The sequence below is a fragment of the Acinetobacter terrestris genome (genome assembly GCF_004331155.1).
Lineage (GTDB): Bacteria > Pseudomonadota > Gammaproteobacteria > Pseudomonadales > Moraxellaceae > Acinetobacter > Acinetobacter terrestris.
On sequence record NZ_SJNZ01000025.1, the window covers coordinates 20,263 to 40,347 of the forward strand.

Consider the following 20,085-nt stretch of genomic DNA (forward strand, 5'->3'; position numbering starts at 1 on the left):
CCAGAAAAAGGACGCATATGGACAAGCCCACTTTAGCCGAGATGTTTCATTCATTGACTACTGAACAGCCATTTACCCCGCCTGAACATTGGCGCCAAGGGCGAACGGCCTATGGTGGTTTTTCATCGGCAATGGCGCTTCAGATTGCCCTCAATCATCTATCTCAGCAACATCCGCCGTTAAAAGCGGCACAAATTGCATTTATTGGGCCTGTCACCGAGCAGGTGTCCTTTCAGGTCGATACCTTAAGACAGGGCAAGTCTGCGACCCAAGTTGCGGTGGACGCACGTGTTGATAATGCCATTGTATTAAGGGCAGGTTTTACTTTTGCGAGTCCGCGAGAAAGTACAATTCATCACCACTACGTTGAATGCCCTCAAGTTGAGCCACCTGAACATTATTCATCTATTCCGAAAAACCTGCCAGTTCCGAATTTTTTTAAAAATTTTGATATTCGTTTAGTCAGTCAGTCGATGTTTTTTTCAGGAGGTGAAACACCTGAACTTTTGGCGTGGGTACGTTTAGAGGGTTTAAACGAGATTTCAGCTGAAGTCGCTTTACTGTTGATTGGTGATTGTCTACCACCGGCATCAACCGTATGTTTTAAAATCTTGGCACCGATCAGTTCAATGAATTGGACCGTCGATTTTACCCAGCCTGCAGAACACAGCGAATGGTATCTGGTGCGATCCTTCAGTTTAGTTGCCGGAGGTGGGTATTCTTATCAAAGCATGCAGGTTTGGAATGAACAAGGTGAATTGGTCTTGTCAGGTACTCAAACAGTCGCTATTTTTGCTTAAGAGAACATCAAGTGAGGTGCTCAAGAGATCAGATCAGGAAAACAAAGCTACTCTTCTTTCCTCATGTTTGAACCATCTCGTGAGAATCGCCTTAACAAATCAGCAGTAGCCGATACTCACCCTCATTTTCTACAGGTGCGCGATGAACACAGGGTAAAGCCTGTTGAGTCGGATGATCAACAGCTAAACGCCATAGATGTCCTACCCCTAAATTGATTGGTTGTGCATTAGGTTTAGGCTGATAATGGAGGTCAAAAAAATATTCTTCTAGAAATTGCTCAAATTCAGCATCTGGTCCGTCATATAACCGCTTTAACTTGTCACGAATCTCTGGAATAAGAATCTTTTGCTCAACTTGAGCATTGGGCAAAATATCACTCGCAGGACCATAATAGGTACATAAAAACGTATCCGTTTCAATCGGTGAGCGATCGACATGGTAGGAATACACATCGGTTGCGATAAAATCAAGTTCATCATCACGTTCATAAGATTTCAGTAAATTCAGCGAAGGAGATGCCCCAAAATCGCTTAACAGTTGCATATCTTTTAAGATGATATCCCGCGCAAATATACCTTGTTCTGACAAGTGTAATGCCAGCAGATCCTCTGTATAAATTTCGGTGATATTGTCTTTTAATTCGAGTTGATCCACGATTTCTTTGAAATCCCCGACTAAATCTCGAGACCAGCAAACCGCATTCATTTGGCCTTTAAAGTTGCAGTGTATGAGATCCGAAAAATGAGAGACTACGCTCAGCTGAGGTGTGGTAGAAAAAATGGTGTGCATACTCGGATGGAATGACTTGTCAATAATGTCACATCATACACGCAGCGCTGTATAATTACAGAGTAATGAGTCGTCATCTAAAATTGCAGAAAGGTAATTTATAAAGCGATAAAATTTAATGATGTTTATGTAGACGAAGATCTGGAATGTTCACCCGAAGTAAAGTTCATGAACTTACTAAATGTATTCTGGTCTTAATGTCTGAAATGGTTAAAAGATTAAAAATATAGCTCATTTATTTAAATATATCTCATCTAGTCACAAGATAAGGTTCAGCAGCCTTCTATTTAAAACTACTTTGGAAGTAGGAACCCATCTAATCGTAGAGCTCAACCATTCTATGAGTCTATGAGCAGTGCACGGCCTTGATGATGGATACAGTGTGGTGCGTAGGTATAAGAATAGAACTGTAAATGGGATTCAAGAAAAAACATCTGTAGATTACAGTCTTGAGATGCTAGATCGTCGGACCTCCTTTTAAGTGCTCGAGTAACTCGTCCAAGACATTGCGTGTCGAGATCCCCGCAAAGAGAATGCTGGAGATCAGAATATTGCCAATGCCTTCTGCATCCGACAATTGCTGTACAGTGTTCCAGTAACGCCAAATCTTCTGAGGAATCATGTTGACGTCCCTGGACGTTTCAGCTCATAGCTTTGGTTAAACAGTATGATCTGCTTGCGATAGCAGTGATACAGCATTTTTTATAACGGACAGAAGTGGCCTCACGTTCAATCACATCTTCAAGTTTCCCTAATAGCACAAAGTGCTGATGATTTTGGTAAGCCTCAAAGAACTGTGCTAAAGGCAAATGCATGGGGATGATCCTAGCCAAAATAATGGACAGCACTTCCCTCTAAAGATAACGTAACGTTAACTTTGGAGTGAGTAGCACTGCTATGCAAGGAAATGGCCAAACGTTTTAGTCCAGAATTTAAACAGCAAGCAATTGATACAAATTTTACTTTCCAAGCAAGAAGGTGGCCGTCTGGCTGTAGTACAGATGGTTGAAGCTTAGAGTGAAAATGTATTGAGCATAAGTTTATCTTGGGTAAACGGCTGAGACTTACATAAACCAAAAGTTTTATAGCGTAATAAAATCATTTCTGCCCAATTACGATGTGTAGCAGGCTCTAACATTGAGCCATGGCTTTTAAATACACTTTTAGCATCTTGCGATAAAATTTGCTGTGCTTCTTGAAATTCTTCGGTATTTATTTGAAGGGCTTGATGAATATATTCAATTTGCGAAGGATGAATGGCAGTTTTAGTATAAATCCCATTATTCATATCTTGGCATATTTCACTCATTAGCAATTGTGTGTGGTTGATATGTTCACACACTGGCGAACTGAGTTGAAAGCCATTAGGAATAAACAAGCCTGCCAATTGTGATATCAGCATGCCCACTGGGGTTTGATAAATTGTAGTATTTTTAGGACGGCGTAAATTTAAACAGGACAGCAGATCATTACCGCCTATTCTTAAACATAAGGTTTTATGAAAATCATATTTGAGTGCTTGATTAAGTTCCATATTATGGCCCATATCAAAAATCTCTTTGGTTTCAAGCGTCGGCATCAGGTTGATATTGGATGGCAAAACGTCCATCCACTGCTTTAAATCGTGCAGCGTAAACTTGGGTAAAATCATTCCGCTGTAAGTATGATTCAAGTCCCAGTCGACGATGTGTTTTGCCATCTCAATATTGCGAGGGCGAATAAATATTGCAGGTGCCTTTGAGTTGTGTTCCTCTAAGCGCTTTTGTAATAAAAGTTTTAAATTGACCATCGCAGTTTGTATATCTTTTTCCAAAACGGCATCTTCTAAGCAGACTGCAATAGATTTTAGTATTGGGAATTTAATCCCTTCGGTAACTTCCCATAACTGCTCATGGGTTGCAGGAATATACATGGTTGCACCAAGTTCAATCGCATGTTGCAGTTGTTTCATTTATTTTTTCTCAACTTTTTTTATCAGAGTCACTGCATGATATGGACCTAACTTTGGACCTAAAATATCTACGGGAATATTCTGTTCTTTGGCAAAATGTAAAAGTAATTGTACATGGGGGTTGGATGAATCACGGATTAATATCTTTTCAGGAACGCGTCTTAATACTGCACGCGTGGCTTCTGCGATGCTGGGTTTAATACGATTAATATTTTTAATACTATAGGTATCAGAGATCCAAGCAATCGTGTCTAAACAAATTTTTTGTTGTGTAAGTCGAATGTGATTATTCCAATGTGCTAAATCTGTAGACGGATTCTGACCAATAATATTTAAAATTTTGTCTATAAAATCTGTAGAAATATCATATTCAGCTAGATGTTTATAAACTAGACAGCTATGCCAATTTTTAGGCTCATAGCAATTTTTTTTTGCTAACTCAAAATCGATATGGTCTTTTAAAATGGTACGAGAGGTTAAACCGGAGATCACGGAACCTAGAATCCCAAAAGGAATTAGCCAATCCTCACAGCTCGCACTTAACCAGGAATAACCACCTAAATCGGCCAAGGTGACAAGGCGAGGAATATCCCAGCCCGGATCAAATAATGCTGGATAATCTGCTAAATTCTGGGTTAACTCTCGACAAATTGCACCTTTACCGGTCCAGCCATCCACAAAAACAATATTTTCTGCGCCATGTTGATCAATAATGGCATGTAAGGCAGCAAAGTCGATGCCGCGATCACGAATAATACTAATGCCGTAATGTACGCACTGCTGATTTTTTTCAATATAGTGTTTCAGCAGTACCCCTAAAGGTACACCTGCACGTACGAGACTGACCAAAATAATAGGCTGATTTTTAAATCGACTCAGTAGAGAGTTACCAATTTTCTGTACATCAGCAGCCAGACGTTCAGCACCTTGCTCAAAAGCATATTGAAAATGACGCATCTGCTCTTTTGAGGGGGGATGCTCTACACTAATCATTTGGGAGTAATGTTTTTCACCCGATTGAATCAAATACTCTTTTTCTGCCAATGGTGTCGGTTCAATATCATCAATATTGAGTAAAAAGGTTACATCTTGCGGTCGATATGAACCATGAAAACCTAAGGTATTAAGATTGGATGCACCAGCATAATTCTTATCCATGTCCTAAATATCCTTTCGCATGATGATCTTGCATTAAACTTTGTGCTAAAAACTTATCCAATTGGCTATTTTTGGGCATACCAAACCAATCACAGCACGCTAAGAAGCCGGCATCAGATAAACTGTCGCCCCAACCTAAGATGGCACGTTCACGTTCAGGGTCATATTTGTTGATAAAAAATTCGACTGCTTTTTGTTTAGAAACAAATTTTGGAATAATCGCCAAATTATTACCATTGATATGTACGTAACAATGCTCGAGCACTTCAGCAGGTAAGTTGGCAATAATTTTAGATAAAAATAATGGTTCCGGATCATTCTGTTTGGCAACGGTATAAATTTTCCCGCCATTTTCTTCCACCGTCCAAGTACGGATTGACCCAAAAGGTTTTGCATAATCCAGTAGTGCATTGGGTAGATCATTGAGTAAGTGTTCTAACTCTGCTGTAGCTTGCTGTTGCAAAACAAGCCATTCTTGATCAACCTGTTTATTGGCCCCTAAAATGGTTCCGCCATGTGAGCAGACTGCACCGTGCTGAAAAGGAATATGTACGCGTTGTAATGCTTCTACTGACCGAGCAGTGACTGGAATTACTTCAGCAGACTCTAATAGCCAATTCACGAATATTTGCTGTTTTGGCAGCATATAAGAGAGCGGTTCACCTAATTTATCTGTAGTCGCAATTTTATGTAAAGGCGTAGGTGTGCTTTTACGATGTGTTTGAAAAAGTGTGTCATCTAAGTCAACAAAAATTAACGGCTTAGCATTCATAACTAATAATTTCCAAGTTTTTTATTTGTTCAAAAAGCAGAGGGTCAACACTATCTTTAGCGGTTTCAATGATTAAAAAAACGCGATCAAATTGTTGATGTTTTACGTTGTATGCATAGTTATTCATATTGAGTCCATAATTGTCTTTAAATAAACAAATACTTTCTATAGCCTGACCTAGCATAATTGGAGAGCGGGTGGTGGAGCTAAAATAAACTTCGGCCCCTTGTTTTTCTAATTGCTCTGCCATGAGGAAAGGAATCCAAGTAAACTCACCCGAACCTAACACTAAAACTTTTTCATGCGCTTGAATGGATTTAATCTGTTGCCACACAGAACAATCCAGAAAAGTCGGTTCGCGTCCCCAGTCATTGGGTGCAATAATTTTTTGGCTTTGTTGCTGGGTTGAACTGACGTTCGGCATTTGAATATCAATTTCTTTGTTGTTATCTTGCCACTGCCAGTGACCATGTAATAAAGCAACCACTTCAACGGGAATACCTAAATCATCTGTGACTAAGTGCTGTTCAGCCCAGTTGACTAAGGTCACTAAAATAATCCGTTCAACCTGTTCTAAACCCGATTTTTTCAGACTGAGAATTAAATTTCTAAAGGTTTTTCCAGTCGAAATTTCATCATCAACTAAAATAAGTGTTTTTGAACTGAGGATGTGTTGATGTTTAAGCGCATCATGACTGGACAAGATAAACTGGTCTTGTGCATGGCTATGTTCTTCTAAAAACAGGCCCAACGTGGGTAAAGTTTCGACTGGATGCCGAGTGGTGGTTAAAAAAATCGCATTTTCCCCGAAATCTGGTTTGAGCTCACGATAGACTCCTGCGCCCAAACCGACTGCGGTTTCAGCCATACCAATCACACTAATGGGATAGGGTAAATTCTTGGGAATAAGTGCAGCAAGGTCTTGATAGCTTTTTTGCATCACGGATGGTGCGACAGGAATATGTTTACCCAGAACTTTAGAAACAAATAAAAATGCACGTTTCGGATTAATTCTTTCTGCAAAGCTCAGCAAATCATCCAATGTCCATTCAGGATGATGATGGTTTACTGTCACACTAATACGGCCACGGCTTAAATCAATATGTTTTATCAATGTTTACAATCCATTTTTATACTTTGTATCAGGGGGAGAACCTGTACTACAGCAGTGGGTACGGGGCGCTTTAAAACTAAGTGCAATTTTTCAGCAATCAATTCTGCAATTAAATTAATTCCAGTATGTTGTGTATAAGCAAAACCGCCAGCGGGACGTGGGTTAATTTCTAAAATATGCCAGGCTCCCTGATTATCTTGCTTGAATTGAATATTGATCAACCCATCGCACTGGAAATATTCTACTAAAATTTCACATATTTCATGACATGGATGCTCGATATAGCATTCTTGATAAAATTTAAATTTTATCCGAGTCACTAAGGCTAGAATTTTGCCATTACTGCAGGCAATATCCACAGAACATTCTTGCCCTTGCAAAAAGGGCATAATCAAATACTCGATAGGCGGATCTAATTGAGCATAAGCTTCTATAAACTGTTGTGTATTACATAGAGTATTAGATTGAAATTTCATAAAATATGAAACGTCATCGCTTAATTGCACAAAACCTGCACCATATACGCCATAAACGGGCTTTGCACAAATAACGCTATATCGTTTTTGATATTCATCAATAGCGTGCTTTAATTCATTCACATGAGCAACTTTTGCAGCAGAAATGCTAGGTAAGTTTAAACCTTCGCAAATTTGTCCAAATAAAAATTTATTATTAATGTTTTCATGCTGACTAATGTCTCTAGCACCAGTCACTAATTGAATATCATGACGAGAAAACTCTTCACGAAACTGCTCAATAAATTGACTATGCTTTCCACAAAATAAAAGGTGAATAGAATGCTCTTTACATTGTTCTAATAACCAGTCTGAACTGTCCTTAACAACCGGTTGTTGAAAAAAATAGTCAGCATGCAACTTCAGTTCAGGACGTTGTTTACTATGAGAACAAAAAATAGTCAGATGGGAGGACAAATTTGAGTTTTTTAATAATTGAATAATGTCATTTTGACAGGAATAACTTTCAGCAATCCAGATATTGTAGTGCGATTTCACAGTAGATTCGATCTCAATTTTCTTTAATACCAATGATGAATTTATGCTTCCATTCTACAGGGAATATATAAAATTTTTCATGTAATAAATTGAATAATTATTCAAAATAAATTTAAAGCTTTGCAAATAGATAAAAGAACTGTTTTAGCTAGGTGGCGTAAAAAAAATATGTTAAAACAATATAGGTTTATTTAAAAAATATTTTTATATATATTTTTATATTCATATACTTAATCAGTTAAATTAAATATTACAAGAGGGTGGTATGCAACTTATTGCGGGTGGAAACATAGCTTTAGCATCAGAAGTGGTCGAAATATCAATAAAAACAAACATTCCTAATCAAGTAGAGGTTGATTGCACTGCATATCTTTTAGCACAAACTACACAAAAAGTGCGTGGCGATCAGGACATGATCTTCTATGGACAAACTCAAACACAGAATCAAAGTGTGGTGCTGACTCAATCTAATTCTAACGACCCATATTTAACTAAATTTAAGATTAATACCGCATTGCTGGATCCACAAATTCAAAAAGTTACTTTATGTGCCACCATTAATGAACCCAATAATTTCAGTCGCATATCTCCTATTCATATTGAACTTTTATCCGGTACTCAAACTATCGCCAATGCATTGATTCAGACTCAGTCTAAAACAGAAAAAGCATTAATTTTGGCAGAAGTGTATAAACATAATGAGAAGTGGAAATTTAGATTTATTGATCAAGGCTTTAATGGGGGGTTAAAACCCCTGGCTGAAAATTTTGGTGTGGTGATTGATGAGACCACAACCAATACTTCACCAACACCAACACCAACACCAACACCAACAAAGTCCAATATAAATTTATCCAAGATTAAGTTAGATAAGAATAACTCGACGATTAACCTGAGCAAGAAAGGTTCAGCTTTTGGCAAAATTTCCGTCAATTTAAACTGGAATAAATCTGCACCTAAATCTGAATCCTTTTTTCAGAAATTAACCCGCTCCCAGTCAATCGACCTGGATCTGGGTGCAATGGTGCAGCTTAAAGATGGCAATATTGATTTAGTACAGCCGCTTGGAAACCGATTTGGTGATTTTGATCGCGCTCCCTATATGAAATTAGACGCCGATGACCGCACCGGAGCGTCACTGAATGGGGAAAACCTCCATATTAATGGTACTCACTGGGATCGCATTGAGCGTATTGTAATCTACACCTATATTTATGAAGGTGCAGCTCAATGGGCTGCCACCGATGGTGTGGTAACAATTCGTATTCCTGATCAACCCGAAATTGAGGTGCGCTTAACAGAAGGTAACCAACTAAATACTTGTGCAATTATAGAATTAAGAAATATTAACGGTGCTATTCAAGCCAATCGTGAAGTACGTTATTTTGAAGGTCAAAAAAGCTTAGACCAGTTTTATGGTTTTGGTTTTCGTTGGACCAAAGGCTCAAAAGATTAAACAAACTGAAAAAATTATATTTAATCACCCAGAGGAAAGATCATGGCGATTTCATTAAATAAAGGTGGAAATCTATCTTTAAGTAAAACCGACCCATCCCTAAACCAAGTTTTGATTGGTTTGGGTTGGGATGCGCGAGCAACTGATGGCGCAGATTTTGACTTAGATGCTTCTGCCTTCTTGTTAGCTGCAAATGATAAAGTCCGTGGCGAAACAGATTTTATTTTTTATAACCAAACTCGATCGCCAGAAGGTTCTGTAGAACATACCGGTGATAACCGTACCGGTGCAGGTGATGGTGATGATGAAGCAGTTAAAATTGATTTGGCTAAAGTTCCTGCTGACGTACAGAAGATTGCCATTACTGTGACTATTCATGATGCTGAAAGCCGTGGTCAAAATTTTGGTCAAGTGCAAAATGCGTTTATTCGCGTTGTAAATGATCAGACAAATGTAGAAATTGTCCGTTTTGATTTAAATGAAGATTATTCAACTGAAACAGCAATGATTTTTGGTGAATTATATCGTCATAATGGGGAATGGAAATTTAGAGCCGTAGGTCAAGGCTATAATGGCGGTCTACGCGCGATGTGTGGTCAATATGGCATCAGTATTTAAACTTTTTTTATTAGGTAAAAAATGAAACATTTCCGTTTTTCAATCATCTTTACCATTATATGTTTAGCCATTTCAGCCTATTGGGGTTTTACCCATGGCCCAGAAGCCGGTTTGTCGGCAATGTTCAAAGTTTTAGCAATCACCTCTATTCTAGCCATTATGGAAGTTTCACTATCCTTCGATAATGCGGTGGTGAATGCCTCTGTACTTAAACACTGGGACCAATTTTGGCGAACCCTGTTTTTAACTGTCGGGATTATCGTTGCTGTGTTTGGTATGCGCCTGGTATTCCCCTTACTCATTGTTGGTGTGACTGCGGACATGGGTATGATTGAGGTTGCTAAATTAGCGTTAAATGATCCTAAGTCTTATTCAGAAAAGCTTATGGCTCATCATGCTGAAATTGCAGCATTTGGTGGCATGTTCCTATTATTGGTATTCTTGAATTTCTTGTTTGATGATGAAAAAGATGAACATTGGTTTCATTGGCTTGAATCAAGACTAGCAGATTTAGGCAATATTCAGGCTATTTCAGTCTTTATTTCATTAGTTGCTCTACTTGTTCTAGCAAGCTTTATCCCTGATGCATCACGTCTAGTCGTTGTGATGGCTGGAATTTGGGGTATTGTCGTGTATGTAGGTGTAAAAGTCATTGGTCATCTATTAGAAGGCAGTAGCAATGATGATGAGTCTGAAAAATCAAATGGTGCATCTGCAACTGGTACTATCGTCAAAGGTGGTATTGGTGGTTTCTTATATTTAGAAGTATTAGATGCATCTTTTAGTTTCGATGGTGTAATCGGTGCTTTTGCAATTACCAGTGATGTGGTAATTATTATGCTTGGCCTTGCAATTGGTGCGATGTTTGTCCGTTCAATGACCATATATCTAGTTGAAAAAGGTACGCTAGATGCCTATATATATTTAGAACATGGTGCACACTATGCAATTGGTGCACTTGCGTTCATCATGTTGGCCAGTGGCACAGGACTACATATTCCAGAGGTTATTACAGGGTTGGTGGGTGTTGCCTTCATTGTTTGGGCTGTTATCTCTTCAATTTCATATAGTAAAAAGCAACAATCTTCATAAATTAAATTTGATAAGGAAACAAAGAAATGGCGATTAATTTATCCAAAGGTGGAAATATTAACCTTTCTAAAACTGCACCAACGATGAATAAAGTCGACTTGGGTTTAGGTTGGAATCCACGCGCAACGGATGGTAAAGCATTTGATTTAGATGCGGTTGCATTCTTAACGGGTGAAGATGGTAAAGTTCGTTTAGATGGCGAATTTATTTTCTTTAATCAGAAAGTTTCACCATGTGGTTCAGTGACTCATAATGGCGATAACCGTACGGGTGATGGTGATGGTGATGATGAAACCATTTCAGTAGACCTGGCTAAAGTTCCTCAAGAAGTGGCAAAAATTGTATTTGCGGTAACGATTCATGAAGGTCAGCAAAATGGTCAAAACTTCGGTATGGTAGATAAAGCCTATATCCGTGTGATTAACCAAGATGCTAATGCAGAAGAATTAGCTCGTTTTGACTTATCTGAAGATGGTAGCACTGAAGTTGCGATGATTTTTGGTGAATTATATCGTCACAGCGGTGAGTGGAAATTCAAAGCAGTAGGTCAAGGCTTTAGTGGTGGTTTAGGTGCTTTAGCAGCAAGTTATGGCGTTGCGGTTTAAGCGACACATCAAGTACTAAAAGAGTGATCTTTTAGTACTTGAAAGTGATTGGTATAAAATTATTTTTATATTGAATTATTTTCAAGTACTACAATAGAGAATAACAATGCAGTTAGTTTCTGGACAAAAAATAGCGCTCAATCAACTTATTCAAAATGATAAAAAATTCACGTTACGAGTTCAATTTAAAGCATCATTTGATGTTGATATATCAAGTTTTGGTGTGGGACAAAACGATAAACTTTTCAATGATGATTATATGACATTTTATAATCAAATTAAGACACCAAAATCTGAAGTGCAATATGGTCAGCAAGGAAACTTGAATCTGTTTACTTTTGATTTAAATAAAATAGACGTGGTACAGACCCCTCGATTTGTGATTTGTGCAACAGTCGCTAATGACCAGGCAACTATGCAAAATATTCAAAATGGTCAAATTGATCTTGTGAATCAGCAAGGCGAAGTATTAGCAATATATCAATTAAATGCATCAGATTTTAGCCAAGAAAAAGCCGTCATGTTGACTGAAATTTACTTTAAAAATGATCTGTGGCGAATTGCTGCTATAGGACAAGGCTTTAATGGTGGCTTAAGTGCTTTGGTTCGACATTTTGGTGCTGAGGTTGCAGAAGACATTGCTCTACCTATGCCAACGCTGTCCAAACTCGATTTAAAGAAAAAAGTGATTTTAGATAAAATTGAGCAGGCAGCACCACATTTATTAGATTTAACTAAAAAGTCGCTGATAAGCTTAGAAAAAAGTAATTTATTGAACGTTAAAGCACGAGTAGCATTGGTGTTAGATTATTCAGGTTCAATGAGCCAACAATATAAATCGGGCGAGGTACAACACGTTCTAGACCGAATTATGCCTTTGGCTTTAAATTTTGATGACGATGGTAGCTTTGAGTGTTGGGCATTTGCAGAAAAAGCCCTCCGTTTAAATGATGTGCATCTTGAGAATTTAAATAACTATATAGCTTCAGAACAGGGAGGCTATAAAAAATGGAATGCGGGAGCTGGCTATAATAATGAGCCTGCCGTTCTTGAAGAAGTATTACATTATTTCATTAAAGAAAGTCCATCAAACCTACCTGTCTATATTGTATTTATTTCTGATGGTGGTGTGTCTGAAGCTAGAAAAATTAAAAAGATTTTACAAGAGGCATCATCACAACCCATATTTTGGCAATTTGTAGGTATAGGTGGCAGAAATTACGGTGTATTAGAGAAATTAGATATCATGGAAGGCAGAGTGGTCGACAATTGTAATTTTTTTAAAATAGACAATATTGAAAGTATTTCTGAATCAATGCTGTACGATTTTTTACTTCGAGAATTTCCGATATGGTTAACAGAAGCAAAAAATAAAAATATCGTGAGTAGGTAGGTAAATGTAATGGCAGAGTTTAATCTTGTTGGTAGCCCAGAACCTTTTTTACATGTCAGTATGAAGCAAGGTGAAGCAATTTATTGTGAATCTGATGCCATGGTCATGGTTGAACAAAATCTTGAAGTCGGCGGTAAATTGCGTGGCGGGATTTTCCAAGCTTTTATGCGTAAATTCACTTCTGGGGAATCCTTGTTTCAACAGCAAATTAAGGCAGTCAAAGGTGCAGGAGAGTGTCTGTTATCACCGAATTTGGATGGTGACATGCAGATTCTTGAGGTAGGTCAACGACAGTATATTTTATCTGATGGCTCCTTTGTGGCAGCAACAGAACAAACTATGATTAAAGCAAAAGTCCAAAGTAATATAGGCGGTGCCTTGTTCGGGGGCACGGGAGGTTTTGTAGTCATGGAAACCAGTGGGCAGGGTAAAGTCTGCATTTCTGGCAGTGGAACTTTACTCGAGCTAGAGATTACACCAGAGCAAGGTGAAGTAACGATTGACAATGGTCATGTTGCGGCATGGGATGCATCCTTAAATTATAATATTGGCATTCCAAGTTCAGGTGGTGGTGGCTTTGTTGGCAATATTGTTAATAGCTTTACGAGTGGCGAGGGTTTAGTAATTAAGTTTCGTGGACATGGTAAAGTGATTGTATGTTCACGTAATCGTGCGAGTTATTTACAGTGGTTAGCTACGGCGTTAGGTCGTGGTAATTCAAATTCAAACTGAGGGAAATTTAAATGGGTATTAGTTTAGTTAAAGGTCAAAAAATTTCTTTAGAGAAAGGTGATGGTTCATCTTTAACTAAAATCTTTCTTGGAGCAGGTTGGGATGTTGCAAAAAAAGGCGGTCTATTCGGTATGTTCGGTGGTGGTGGTGATTCGATCGATCTTGATGCCTCTGCAATCATGTTTGATGATAATAACAAAGCTTTAGATAGCATTTGGTTCGGTCAATTGCAGAGTCGTGATGGCAGTATCAAACATTCTGGTGACAATCGTACCGGCGATGGCGATGGCGATGATGAAGCAATCTATGTAGATCTAACTCAAGTTCCTAGCCAAGTAAAATCAATTGTATTTACAATCAGTAGTTTCCGTGGTCAAACTTTTGAAAAAGTTGAAAATGCTTTTTGCCGTGTAGTTGATGCCACAACGAATGTTGAAATTGCAAAATATAATCTTTCAGCAAAAGGTAACTATACAGCATTAATTATTGCTAAAGTTTATCGTCACAATGGTGCGTGGAAAATGTCAGCATTAGGCGAAACCTGTAATGGAAAAACTATTCAGGATATGGTTCCTTCAATTTTACCTATTTTATAAAATATTTTTAAATGACTTGATAAATCAAATGCCCGATTTATCAAGTTTTTGTAAAGCAAATTTTAAATCTCTACTTGTTATGAATAGCTCTAAATTTTTAAGTCTTTTGGGCTGTGAGCTTTACATTTCTACAGTAAGCGTCTGATGAAATATGAAGTAGCTGAGCAGCCTAGGATTGAGTTATTCGTTAATCACAGACTTCCTGCAAGACTGAGAATTGTTTAAGTTCTTTATCCGACATAGACATCAGCATATCAAACCGTGCGCTTCGATAATCGCAAAAAGTGCGTGTTTAAAAAGCAGACATTTTTATTGGTGAGAATATAGACACTTTAAATGGGTTCTAACAAACTGATTTCGTATAATATAGATTATGTTAAATAGTGTGCAATTCAAAGAGGTCGTTTTCTTATAGCTTTTTAAAGGTAGCATATATTAAAAAGCTTTCTTTGAATTATTAATTATTTGAAATATTTTATTCATCAGCACTGTTCTAAATAGAAATATAAGCTGTAGTTTTCTATGTTAATTACGTTTAAATTCCAACCCTCTCATTTTCCAACTAGCTCAGGTTATAATGATGGCCTCCAAAAATATGGTTTATCTATTATGAACGCCTCCAATGACCCTCTACACGGCAAAAAACTTGCTGACATTTTGGATGAGTTATTGGATTACTATGGTGGCTTTGAAGGCTTAAGTCGTAAAATTGAAATTAGATGTTTTTGTATAGATCCAAGTGTTAAGTCATCATTACGGTTTTTACGTACCACACCATGGGCACGTGAAAAAGTTGAAAGCTTATATTTGTATGTCTTACGTCAAAAAGCCAAACAAAAATCGTAGCTATCAAAACTCAGCATAATATTTTATACCAAACAGTAAACTAAAATTATTGAATAGCCAATAATTTTGTAGACACCTTTTAATTAGTGGTGGACTGCCACCACTCTCCTGGCAAAATTTAGTCTATATCCCTATGGTTTATTTAAAAACTTATTTTCTATCTTTACTAGGCTGTATGATCAAAATCATACTGGCACTCAACACTGTAAATTTGAGAATGAATCTGTACGTACAGACTCATTCCCTATCGATAAAGATATTAGAAATAGCTACATAGAGTTTATTTCTAGCTTATTCAAATTAGTCGTTCAAATTAGGCTTTACTATGGATGAACAATAATTTTTACAGCCGATTCATTATTATGAATCAACGTTTCAAAGCCTTTAGAAACAAGATCATCTAATGCAATACGTTGGGTAATAAAAGGTTCTAGATTAATCTTACCTTGCTCGACTAAACGGATAGTTTCCTGATGATCATTTACATAAGCAATCGTGCCACGAATATCTAGCTCTTTCATCACCACACTATGCACATTAATTGTGGCAGGATGGCTCCAAATAGAAACGATAACGACTACACCAGTTGGTTTCATTGCTGCAACGAGTGTATCCATGACTTTATTGACACTACTACATTCAAAAGCGACATCTACACCGCGGTCTTCTGTAATTTTCATTACCTCAGCAACTACATCAACCTTAGATGGGTCTAGTACATAATCGGCAACACCCGCTTCTATCGCTTTTTCTTTACGTTTTGCACTCAGTTCAGTAATGATGACCGTGAGACCTTTAGCCTTTAAAATAGCAGATAAAAGTAAGCCTATTGGGCCTGCTCCACCAACCAGTGCGATATCGCCAGCTTTTGCGCCACTTCTGACATAGGCATGATGACCGACAGATAAAGGTTCTATCAATGCTGCTTGGTCTAAAGGAATATCATTTGAAATAGGATGTACCCAACGCCGCTGAACTGCAATTTTTTCAGAAAGACCACCACCGCGTCCGCCTAAACCAATAAAGTTCATATTTTTTGATAAATGATACTTATCATTGGGGCCAGTCGGGACATCATCCGCAATAATATAGGGTTCAACTACGACATGTTGTCCAATTTGGATATCGTCTACACCCTCACCAACTGCATAAACTACGCCTGAAAATTCATGTCCCATTGTTACAGGTGCAGATTCTCCCGAAATTGGATGTGGATGACCACAAGGTGGAATAAAAATAGGGCCTTCCATGAATTCATGTAAATCTGTACCGCAAATACCGCACCATGCAACTTGAATTCCAACTGTGCCTGGAAGTACTTTCGGTTCAGGGATATCTTCAATTCGAATATCCCCTCGATCATAAAAACGAGCTGCTTTCATTGTGTATTCCTTATGTTGATATTAACGGTAAACCATTCCACCATCTGTCAAAATAGACTGACCTGTAATATAGTTTGCATCCTCGCTGGCTAAAAATGCAACTAATGCAGCCACGTCATCTGGTGTTTCAGCACGTCCTAAAGCAATACCATCTACATATTTTTTATACGTTTGACCAATTGGTGCACCTGTAATTTCAGAGAACCGCTGATCTATTTCGACCCACATGTCTGTACCAACAACACCCGGACAATAACTATTTACAGTAATTTCAACACTGGCATATTCTTTAGCCGCAGCTTGCGTCAATGCACGAACTGCAAATTTAGTTGCCGAATAAACACCGAGTAAAGCAAAGCCTTCATGACCTGCTATTGAGCATGCATTAATAATTTTTCCAGCCTGTTGGCGTTGTTTAAATTTATTTGCTGCGGCTTGAATCCCCCAAAGTACACCACCGACATTGATGTTCATAATTTGGTTAAATTCACTCGGCGTTACTTCTGCCAAAGCTTTGACTTGTGCAATACCTGCATTATTAATCATGATATCAAAGCCATTAAGTGTCGATTCTGCATGATTAATAGCGTCACTGATTTGTATTGGATCTGAAATATCCGCAATAAATGTGGTGGCTTTTACGCCAAAGGCTTCAACCTCTTGTTGAACAGTATTTAACTTTTCTTGGTGAAGATCGACCAATCCAATATGAACACCTTCTTGTGCTAAACGTAAGGCAATACCGCGTCCAATACCTTGTGCCGCACCCGTAATTAATGCAACTTTATTGTTTAAACCTCTAGGCATGTTGCGACTCCTTAAATATGGATTGCACGTTGCATCGCCGACAAGACCGACTCATGCATCGCCTCAGACAAAGTAGGATGAGGGAAAATGACCTGCGCTAAGCTTTCATCTGTAGCTTCTAGGTATTTCGCGATGGCAAACCCTTGAATGTGTTCGGTGACTTCATGTCCAACCATGTGAGCACCCAACAATTCACCTGTTTCCTGACTAAAAATGGTTTTAACAAATCCTGCGCTATCGCCCAAAGCCAATGCTTTACCATTCGCTTGTAAAGGAAACTTACCCACATTGATATTCAAGCCCGCAGCTTTCGCTTTCTGTTCTGTCAAACCAATACTGGCCACTTGCGGATGGGTAAAGATACAGCCCGGAATTTGTGTACGATCTAAAGCATGTACATGACTTAGGCCTGCAATTTTCTCCACACAAAGAATGGCTTCATGACTGGCTTTGTGTGCCAAACACGGTGCGCCTGCGACATCACCAATTGCATAAATGCCCACTACATTGGTTTTACACCATGAGTCGACTTTAATAAAACCATTCTCAAATTCGATTCCCAAAGCTTCTAGGCCAAGATTTTCAGCATTCGGTTTCACGCCAATAGCTGAAAGCACCTTTTCAACAGTAATGATTTGCACACCTGTGGCAGTTTCAATATGACAATGTACTTGAGCCTGATCAGTTTCTATTTTTTTTACAGTCGCTTCGGTTAAAACCTGCATACCCTGCTGTTCAAATTGCTTTTGTACATACTTCGCAACTTCAATGTCTTCGCTAGGGAGAATCTGCTTGGCAATATCAACCAAGGTGACTTGGCAGCCTAAGTCTTGGTATAGGCTTGCAAATTCACTGCCTATAGCACCCGAACCAATGACCAGTAAAGATTTTGGTAATTGTTCTGGAACTAAAGCCTCTTTATAACTCCAGACCTGATGGCCATCTACAGGAATATGAGGCAAATTGGCCGCACGTGCGCCTGTTGCGACAATAATATGCGGTGCAGAAATCTGCTGTTTTTGACCATTCGCATCTGTAAGCTCTAATTGCTCTTTGGCAATAAACTGGGCTGCTGAGTTAAAAACAGTGATTTGATTTTTTTTCAATAGTTGACCGATACCTTGCACGAGTTGCTCAGAAACCTGTCTGCTATGATGGACCAGTTTTTGAATGTCAAAATCAATCGCGTTAAGCGTAAAGCCAAACTGCCCAGAATGTTTGAACTGCTGCGCAAGCGCAGCCCCGCTCAATAATGCCTTGGTTGGAATACATCCCCAATTAAGACACACTCCGCCTAAGTGTTGTTTTTCAACGATTGCCGTTTTTAATCCCAGTTGCGCTGCGCGAATCGCAGCGACATATCCTCCAGGACCAGCACCAATAACCACAAGATCAAATTGTGTATCTGACATGGCTATTCCTCCTACACCAAAATTAATGCAGGATTTTCGACAAACTGCTTAAATGCCGATAAGAATTGAGCACCCAACGCACCATCAATCACACGATGATCACAAGATAATGTTGCTGTGACCATTTGACGAACAATAACCTCATCATTTTCAACTACAGCACGTTTCTCTGCTGCACCTAAGGCCAGAATTGCACCTTGAGGTGGGTTAATAATTGCATCAAACTGTTGAATACCCAGCATTCCCAAATTGGAAATACTGAAACTTCCTCCCTGAAATTCATCGGGGGCTAATTTTCCAGTTTTGGCACGTGTCGCCAGATCACGCATATCATTGGAAATTTGCGCCAAAGATTTACAGTTCGCTGCTTTAATAATTGGCGTGATCAGTCCGTTTTCAATTGCTACAGCAACAGAAATATCCGCCTGTTCAAATTGTAAAATCTGCTGATTCTCTTCATCAAACTGAACATTGACCTGTGGAACTTTAATCAGTGCAGCAGCAGCAGCTTTAATCAGCATATCGTTAATGGACAGTTTGACTTGCGGTACAGTACTGTTAATTTGCTGACGCAAAACCTGAACCGACTCAACATTTAAGTCTATCGTTAAGCGAAAATGTGGTGCATTGCGTTTTGCCGCTTGTAGCCGTGCAGCGATTGCTTTACGCATACCATTCATAGCTACGGTGGTGAATTTTGCAGACTCTGTTGGATGCGCATACTCAGTATGTTGAGCTTGTACAGGATTTTCCCGTTGATATACAGCTTCAACATCTTCCTTACAGACTCGTCCACGTGAACCTGATGCGCGACAATCATGCAAATTAATGCCCCATTGTTTTGCCAAACGGCGGGCAACAGGTGTCGCTAGAACATAACTGTCATCTGCTTTAGATTTCGCGGCTTTCGTGCTGGCTTGATGACGTACATCTGGCCAAGAACCACCAGCAGCTTGAACTGCGGCCTGAATATCTTGAACACTGATACGGCCTTCACGTCCAGAACCCGTAATCTGAGCCAAGTTTACATTATGCTTTTCAGCCAATTTCAAGGCATGTGGCGTTGCAAAAATATCATCGCTTTGTTGGTAGCCTTGTAACTCATCAGGAATAGAATATCCGCCCTGAGTCACCGCTTTTGATCCATTACCAACACTGTTCTGTTTAGGAGCAGCTTGTACTTTGGTTTCAACTTGAGCCACATCGACTTTTTCAGGAACCGCTGCTACCGCTTTATTTTCAGTTACAGCAGGTGTTCCACCTAAAGACTGTGCAAATGCTTCAACTTCTGCATCGGAAACTTGAGCGTCTGCACAAATTGCAATGATTCCACCTACGACCAGTGTGTCACCATCGTTAGCAATAATTTTTCGTAGCAGGCCATCAAAAGGTGCCTCCAATACATTGACGATTTTTGTGGTTTCAATTTCACAAATTTCCTGTCCTTTACTAAATTGGGTACCTTCCTGAATCAGCCATTGGGCAATCGTACCCTCTTCCATGGACAAACCCCATTTTGGGATTTCTAAAGTTTTAATTTCGCTCATC

At 38.8% G+C, this 20,085-nt stretch carries 21 protein-coding genes and 1 pseudogene; 9 read left to right on the forward strand and 13 right to left on the reverse strand.

Annotated features, from left to right (window positions below; genetic code table 11):
- Positions 1-17: 17 nt before the first annotated feature.
- Positions 18-800 carry a thioesterase family protein gene (locus E0H81_RS12865; RefSeq protein ID WP_131319445.1) on the forward strand — a complete coding sequence of 261 codons (783 nt, stop codon included), beginning with the start codon at positions 18-20 and terminating at the stop codon, positions 798-800.
- Between the two features lie 91 nt (positions 801-891).
- Here the strand turns inward: E0H81_RS12865 and E0H81_RS12870 are convergent, their stop codons facing one another.
- The 8 genes from E0H81_RS12870 to E0H81_RS12895 all read right to left on the reverse strand — a co-directional run bounded on the left by E0H81_RS12870 (position 892) and on the right by E0H81_RS12895 (position 7,598).
- Complete coding sequence (locus E0H81_RS12870) at positions 892-1,590, reverse strand: DUF1826 domain-containing protein (RefSeq protein WP_131319447.1); 699 nt, start codon at positions 1,588-1,590, stop codon at positions 892-894.
- 457 nt (positions 1,591-2,047) lie between these two features.
- Positions 2,048-2,212: a hypothetical protein gene (locus tag E0H81_RS15955; protein WP_165492626.1), complete on the reverse strand. Its 165-nt coding sequence runs from the start codon at positions 2,210-2,212 to the stop codon at positions 2,048-2,050.
- A 19-nt stretch (positions 2,213-2,231) separates the two neighbouring features.
- Positions 2,232-2,405, reverse strand: coding sequence for a hypothetical protein (locus E0H81_RS15960; protein ID WP_165492627.1), 174 nt, complete (start codon positions 2,403-2,405; stop codon positions 2,232-2,234).
- 197 nt (positions 2,406-2,602) lie between these two features.
- Entirely contained in the window at positions 2,603-3,541 is a 939-nt protein-coding gene (locus E0H81_RS12875) for an HpcH/HpaI aldolase/citrate lyase family protein (RefSeq protein ID WP_131269004.1), read from the reverse strand.
- Entirely contained in the window at positions 3,542-4,699 is a 1,158-nt protein-coding gene (locus E0H81_RS12880; protein WP_131319449.1) for a cysteine protease StiP domain-containing protein, read from the reverse strand.
- Positions 4,692-5,471, reverse strand: a complete 780-nt coding sequence (locus E0H81_RS12885; protein ID WP_114392559.1) for an HAD family hydrolase — start codon at positions 5,469-5,471, stop codon at positions 4,692-4,694. Before E0H81_RS12885 ends, E0H81_RS12880 begins: the two co-directional genes overlap by 8 nt.
- The gene (locus tag E0H81_RS12890; RefSeq protein ID WP_131319473.1) at positions 5,461-6,582 is read right to left on the reverse strand and encodes a phosphoribosyltransferase domain-containing protein; all 1,122 of its coding nucleotides are present in this window, start codon (positions 6,580-6,582) and stop codon (positions 5,461-5,463) included. The genes E0H81_RS12885 and E0H81_RS12890 overlap by 11 nt, the downstream gene beginning before the upstream one ends.
- Entirely contained in the window at positions 6,582-7,598 is a 1,017-nt protein-coding gene (locus tag E0H81_RS12895; protein WP_131269002.1) for an ATP-grasp domain-containing protein, read from the reverse strand. The genes E0H81_RS12890 and E0H81_RS12895 overlap by 1 nt, the downstream gene beginning before the upstream one ends.
- Before the next feature lie 265 nt (positions 7,599-7,863).
- On the opposite strand from E0H81_RS12895, the gene E0H81_RS12900 reads away from it, so the two are divergent.
- The 7 genes from E0H81_RS12900 to E0H81_RS12930 all read left to right on the forward strand — a co-directional run bounded on the left by E0H81_RS12900 (position 7,864) and on the right by E0H81_RS12930 (position 14,090).
- Entirely contained in the window at positions 7,864-9,054 is a 1,191-nt protein-coding gene (locus E0H81_RS12900; RefSeq protein WP_131319451.1) for a TerD family protein, read from the forward strand.
- A 42-nt stretch (positions 9,055-9,096) separates the two neighbouring features.
- Entirely contained in the window at positions 9,097-9,672 is a 576-nt protein-coding gene (locus E0H81_RS12905; protein WP_131269000.1) for a TerD family protein, read from the forward strand.
- A gap of 21 nt (positions 9,673-9,693) precedes the next feature.
- Positions 9,694-10,764: a DUF475 domain-containing protein gene (locus E0H81_RS12910; protein WP_131268999.1), complete on the forward strand. Its 1,071-nt coding sequence runs from the start codon at positions 9,694-9,696 to the stop codon at positions 10,762-10,764.
- Between the two features lie 26 nt (positions 10,765-10,790).
- A complete protein-coding gene (locus E0H81_RS12915; RefSeq protein ID WP_131319453.1) occupies positions 10,791-11,369 on the forward strand; it encodes a TerD family protein in 579 nt (192 codons plus the stop codon).
- A 106-nt stretch (positions 11,370-11,475) separates the two neighbouring features.
- Entirely contained in the window at positions 11,476-12,762 is a 1,287-nt protein-coding gene (locus tag E0H81_RS12920) for a vWA domain-containing protein (protein ID WP_131319455.1), read from the forward strand.
- 9 nt (positions 12,763-12,771) lie between these two features.
- A complete protein-coding gene (locus E0H81_RS12925) occupies positions 12,772-13,494 on the forward strand; it encodes a TIGR00266 family protein (RefSeq protein WP_131268997.1) in 723 nt (240 codons plus the stop codon).
- Between the two features lie 11 nt (positions 13,495-13,505).
- A complete protein-coding gene (locus tag E0H81_RS12930; protein ID WP_131268996.1) occupies positions 13,506-14,090 on the forward strand; it encodes a TerD family protein in 585 nt (194 codons plus the stop codon).
- A 103-nt stretch (positions 14,091-14,193) separates the two neighbouring features.
- Here E0H81_RS12930 and E0H81_RS16435 read toward each other — a convergent pair.
- A pseudogene (locus tag E0H81_RS16435) lies at positions 14,194-14,343 on the reverse strand (ISNCY family transposase); the annotation flags it as partial.
- Between the two features lie 356 nt (positions 14,344-14,699).
- Between E0H81_RS16435 and E0H81_RS12935 the strand changes: the two are divergent.
- The gene (locus E0H81_RS12935; RefSeq protein ID WP_003651786.1) at positions 14,700-14,936 is read left to right on the forward strand and encodes a VF530 family protein; all 237 of its coding nucleotides are present in this window, start codon (positions 14,700-14,702) and stop codon (positions 14,934-14,936) included.
- 323 nt (positions 14,937-15,259) lie between these two features.
- Here E0H81_RS12935 and E0H81_RS12940 read toward each other — a convergent pair whose 3' ends face one another.
- The 4 genes from E0H81_RS12940 to E0H81_RS12955 are packed head-to-tail and all read right to left on the reverse strand — an operon-like array spanning position 15,260 to position 20,084.
- Entirely contained in the window at positions 15,260-16,318 is a 1,059-nt protein-coding gene (locus E0H81_RS12940; RefSeq protein ID WP_004281883.1) for a 2,3-butanediol dehydrogenase, read from the reverse strand.
- Between the two features lie 21 nt (positions 16,319-16,339).
- Positions 16,340-17,125 carry an acetoin reductase gene (locus E0H81_RS12945; protein WP_010326711.1) on the reverse strand — a complete coding sequence of 262 codons (786 nt, stop codon included), beginning with the start codon at positions 17,123-17,125 and terminating at the stop codon, positions 16,340-16,342.
- An 11-nt stretch (positions 17,126-17,136) separates the two neighbouring features.
- The gene (gene lpdA, locus E0H81_RS12950; protein WP_010326710.1) at positions 17,137-18,537 is read right to left on the reverse strand and encodes a dihydrolipoyl dehydrogenase; all 1,401 of its coding nucleotides are present in this window, start codon (positions 18,535-18,537) and stop codon (positions 17,137-17,139) included.
- Positions 18,538-18,548: 11 nt separating this feature from the next.
- Entirely contained in the window at positions 18,549-20,084 is a 1,536-nt protein-coding gene (locus E0H81_RS12955) for a dihydrolipoamide acetyltransferase family protein (RefSeq protein ID WP_131319457.1), read from the reverse strand.
- Position 20,085: the final 1 nt, after the last annotated feature.

Coding starts and splice junctions, on each gene's coding strand:
- E0H81_RS12865 (WP_131319445.1), top strand. CDS start 18: ATGGACAAGCCCACTTTAGCCGAGATGTTTCATTCATTGACTACTGAA.
- E0H81_RS12870 (WP_131319447.1), bottom strand. CDS start 1,590: ATGCACACCATTTTTTCTACCACACCTCAGCTGAGCGTAGTCTCTCAT.
- E0H81_RS15955 (WP_165492626.1), bottom strand. CDS start 2,212: ATGATTCCTCAGAAGATTTGGCGTTACTGGAACACTGTACAGCAATTG.
- E0H81_RS15960 (WP_165492627.1), bottom strand. CDS start 2,405: ATGCATTTGCCTTTAGCACAGTTCTTTGAGGCTTACCAAAATCATCAG.
- E0H81_RS12875 (WP_131269004.1), bottom strand. CDS start 3,541: ATGAAACAACTGCAACATGCGATTGAACTTGGTGCAACCATGTATATT.
- E0H81_RS12880 (WP_131319449.1), bottom strand. CDS start 4,699: ATGGATAAGAATTATGCTGGTGCATCCAATCTTAATACCTTAGGTTTT.
- E0H81_RS12885 (WP_114392559.1), bottom strand. CDS start 5,471: ATGAATGCTAAGCCGTTAATTTTTGTTGACTTAGATGACACACTTTTT.
- E0H81_RS12900 (WP_131319451.1), top strand. CDS start 7,864: ATGCAACTTATTGCGGGTGGAAACATAGCTTTAGCATCAGAAGTGGTC.
- E0H81_RS12905 (WP_131269000.1), top strand. CDS start 9,097: ATGGCGATTTCATTAAATAAAGGTGGAAATCTATCTTTAAGTAAAACC.
- E0H81_RS12910 (WP_131268999.1), top strand. CDS start 9,694: ATGAAACATTTCCGTTTTTCAATCATCTTTACCATTATATGTTTAGCC.
- E0H81_RS12915 (WP_131319453.1), top strand. CDS start 10,791: ATGGCGATTAATTTATCCAAAGGTGGAAATATTAACCTTTCTAAAACT.
- E0H81_RS12920 (WP_131319455.1), top strand. CDS start 11,476: ATGCAGTTAGTTTCTGGACAAAAAATAGCGCTCAATCAACTTATTCAA.
- E0H81_RS12925 (WP_131268997.1), top strand. CDS start 12,772: ATGGCAGAGTTTAATCTTGTTGGTAGCCCAGAACCTTTTTTACATGTC.
- E0H81_RS12930 (WP_131268996.1), top strand. CDS start 13,506: ATGGGTATTAGTTTAGTTAAAGGTCAAAAAATTTCTTTAGAGAAAGGT.
- E0H81_RS12935 (WP_003651786.1), top strand. CDS start 14,700: ATGAACGCCTCCAATGACCCTCTACACGGCAAAAAACTTGCTGACATT.
- E0H81_RS12940 (WP_004281883.1), bottom strand. CDS start 16,318: ATGAAAGCAGCTCGTTTTTATGATCGAGGGGATATTCGAATTGAAGAT.
- E0H81_RS12945 (WP_010326711.1), bottom strand. CDS start 17,125: ATGCCTAGAGGTTTAAACAATAAAGTTGCATTAATTACGGGTGCGGCA.
- lpdA (WP_010326710.1), bottom strand. CDS start 18,537: ATGTCAGATACACAATTTGATCTTGTGGTTATTGGTGCTGGTCCTGGA.
- E0H81_RS12955 (WP_131319457.1), bottom strand. CDS start 20,084: ATGAGCGAAATTAAAACTTTAGAAATCCCAAAATGGGGTTTGTCCATG.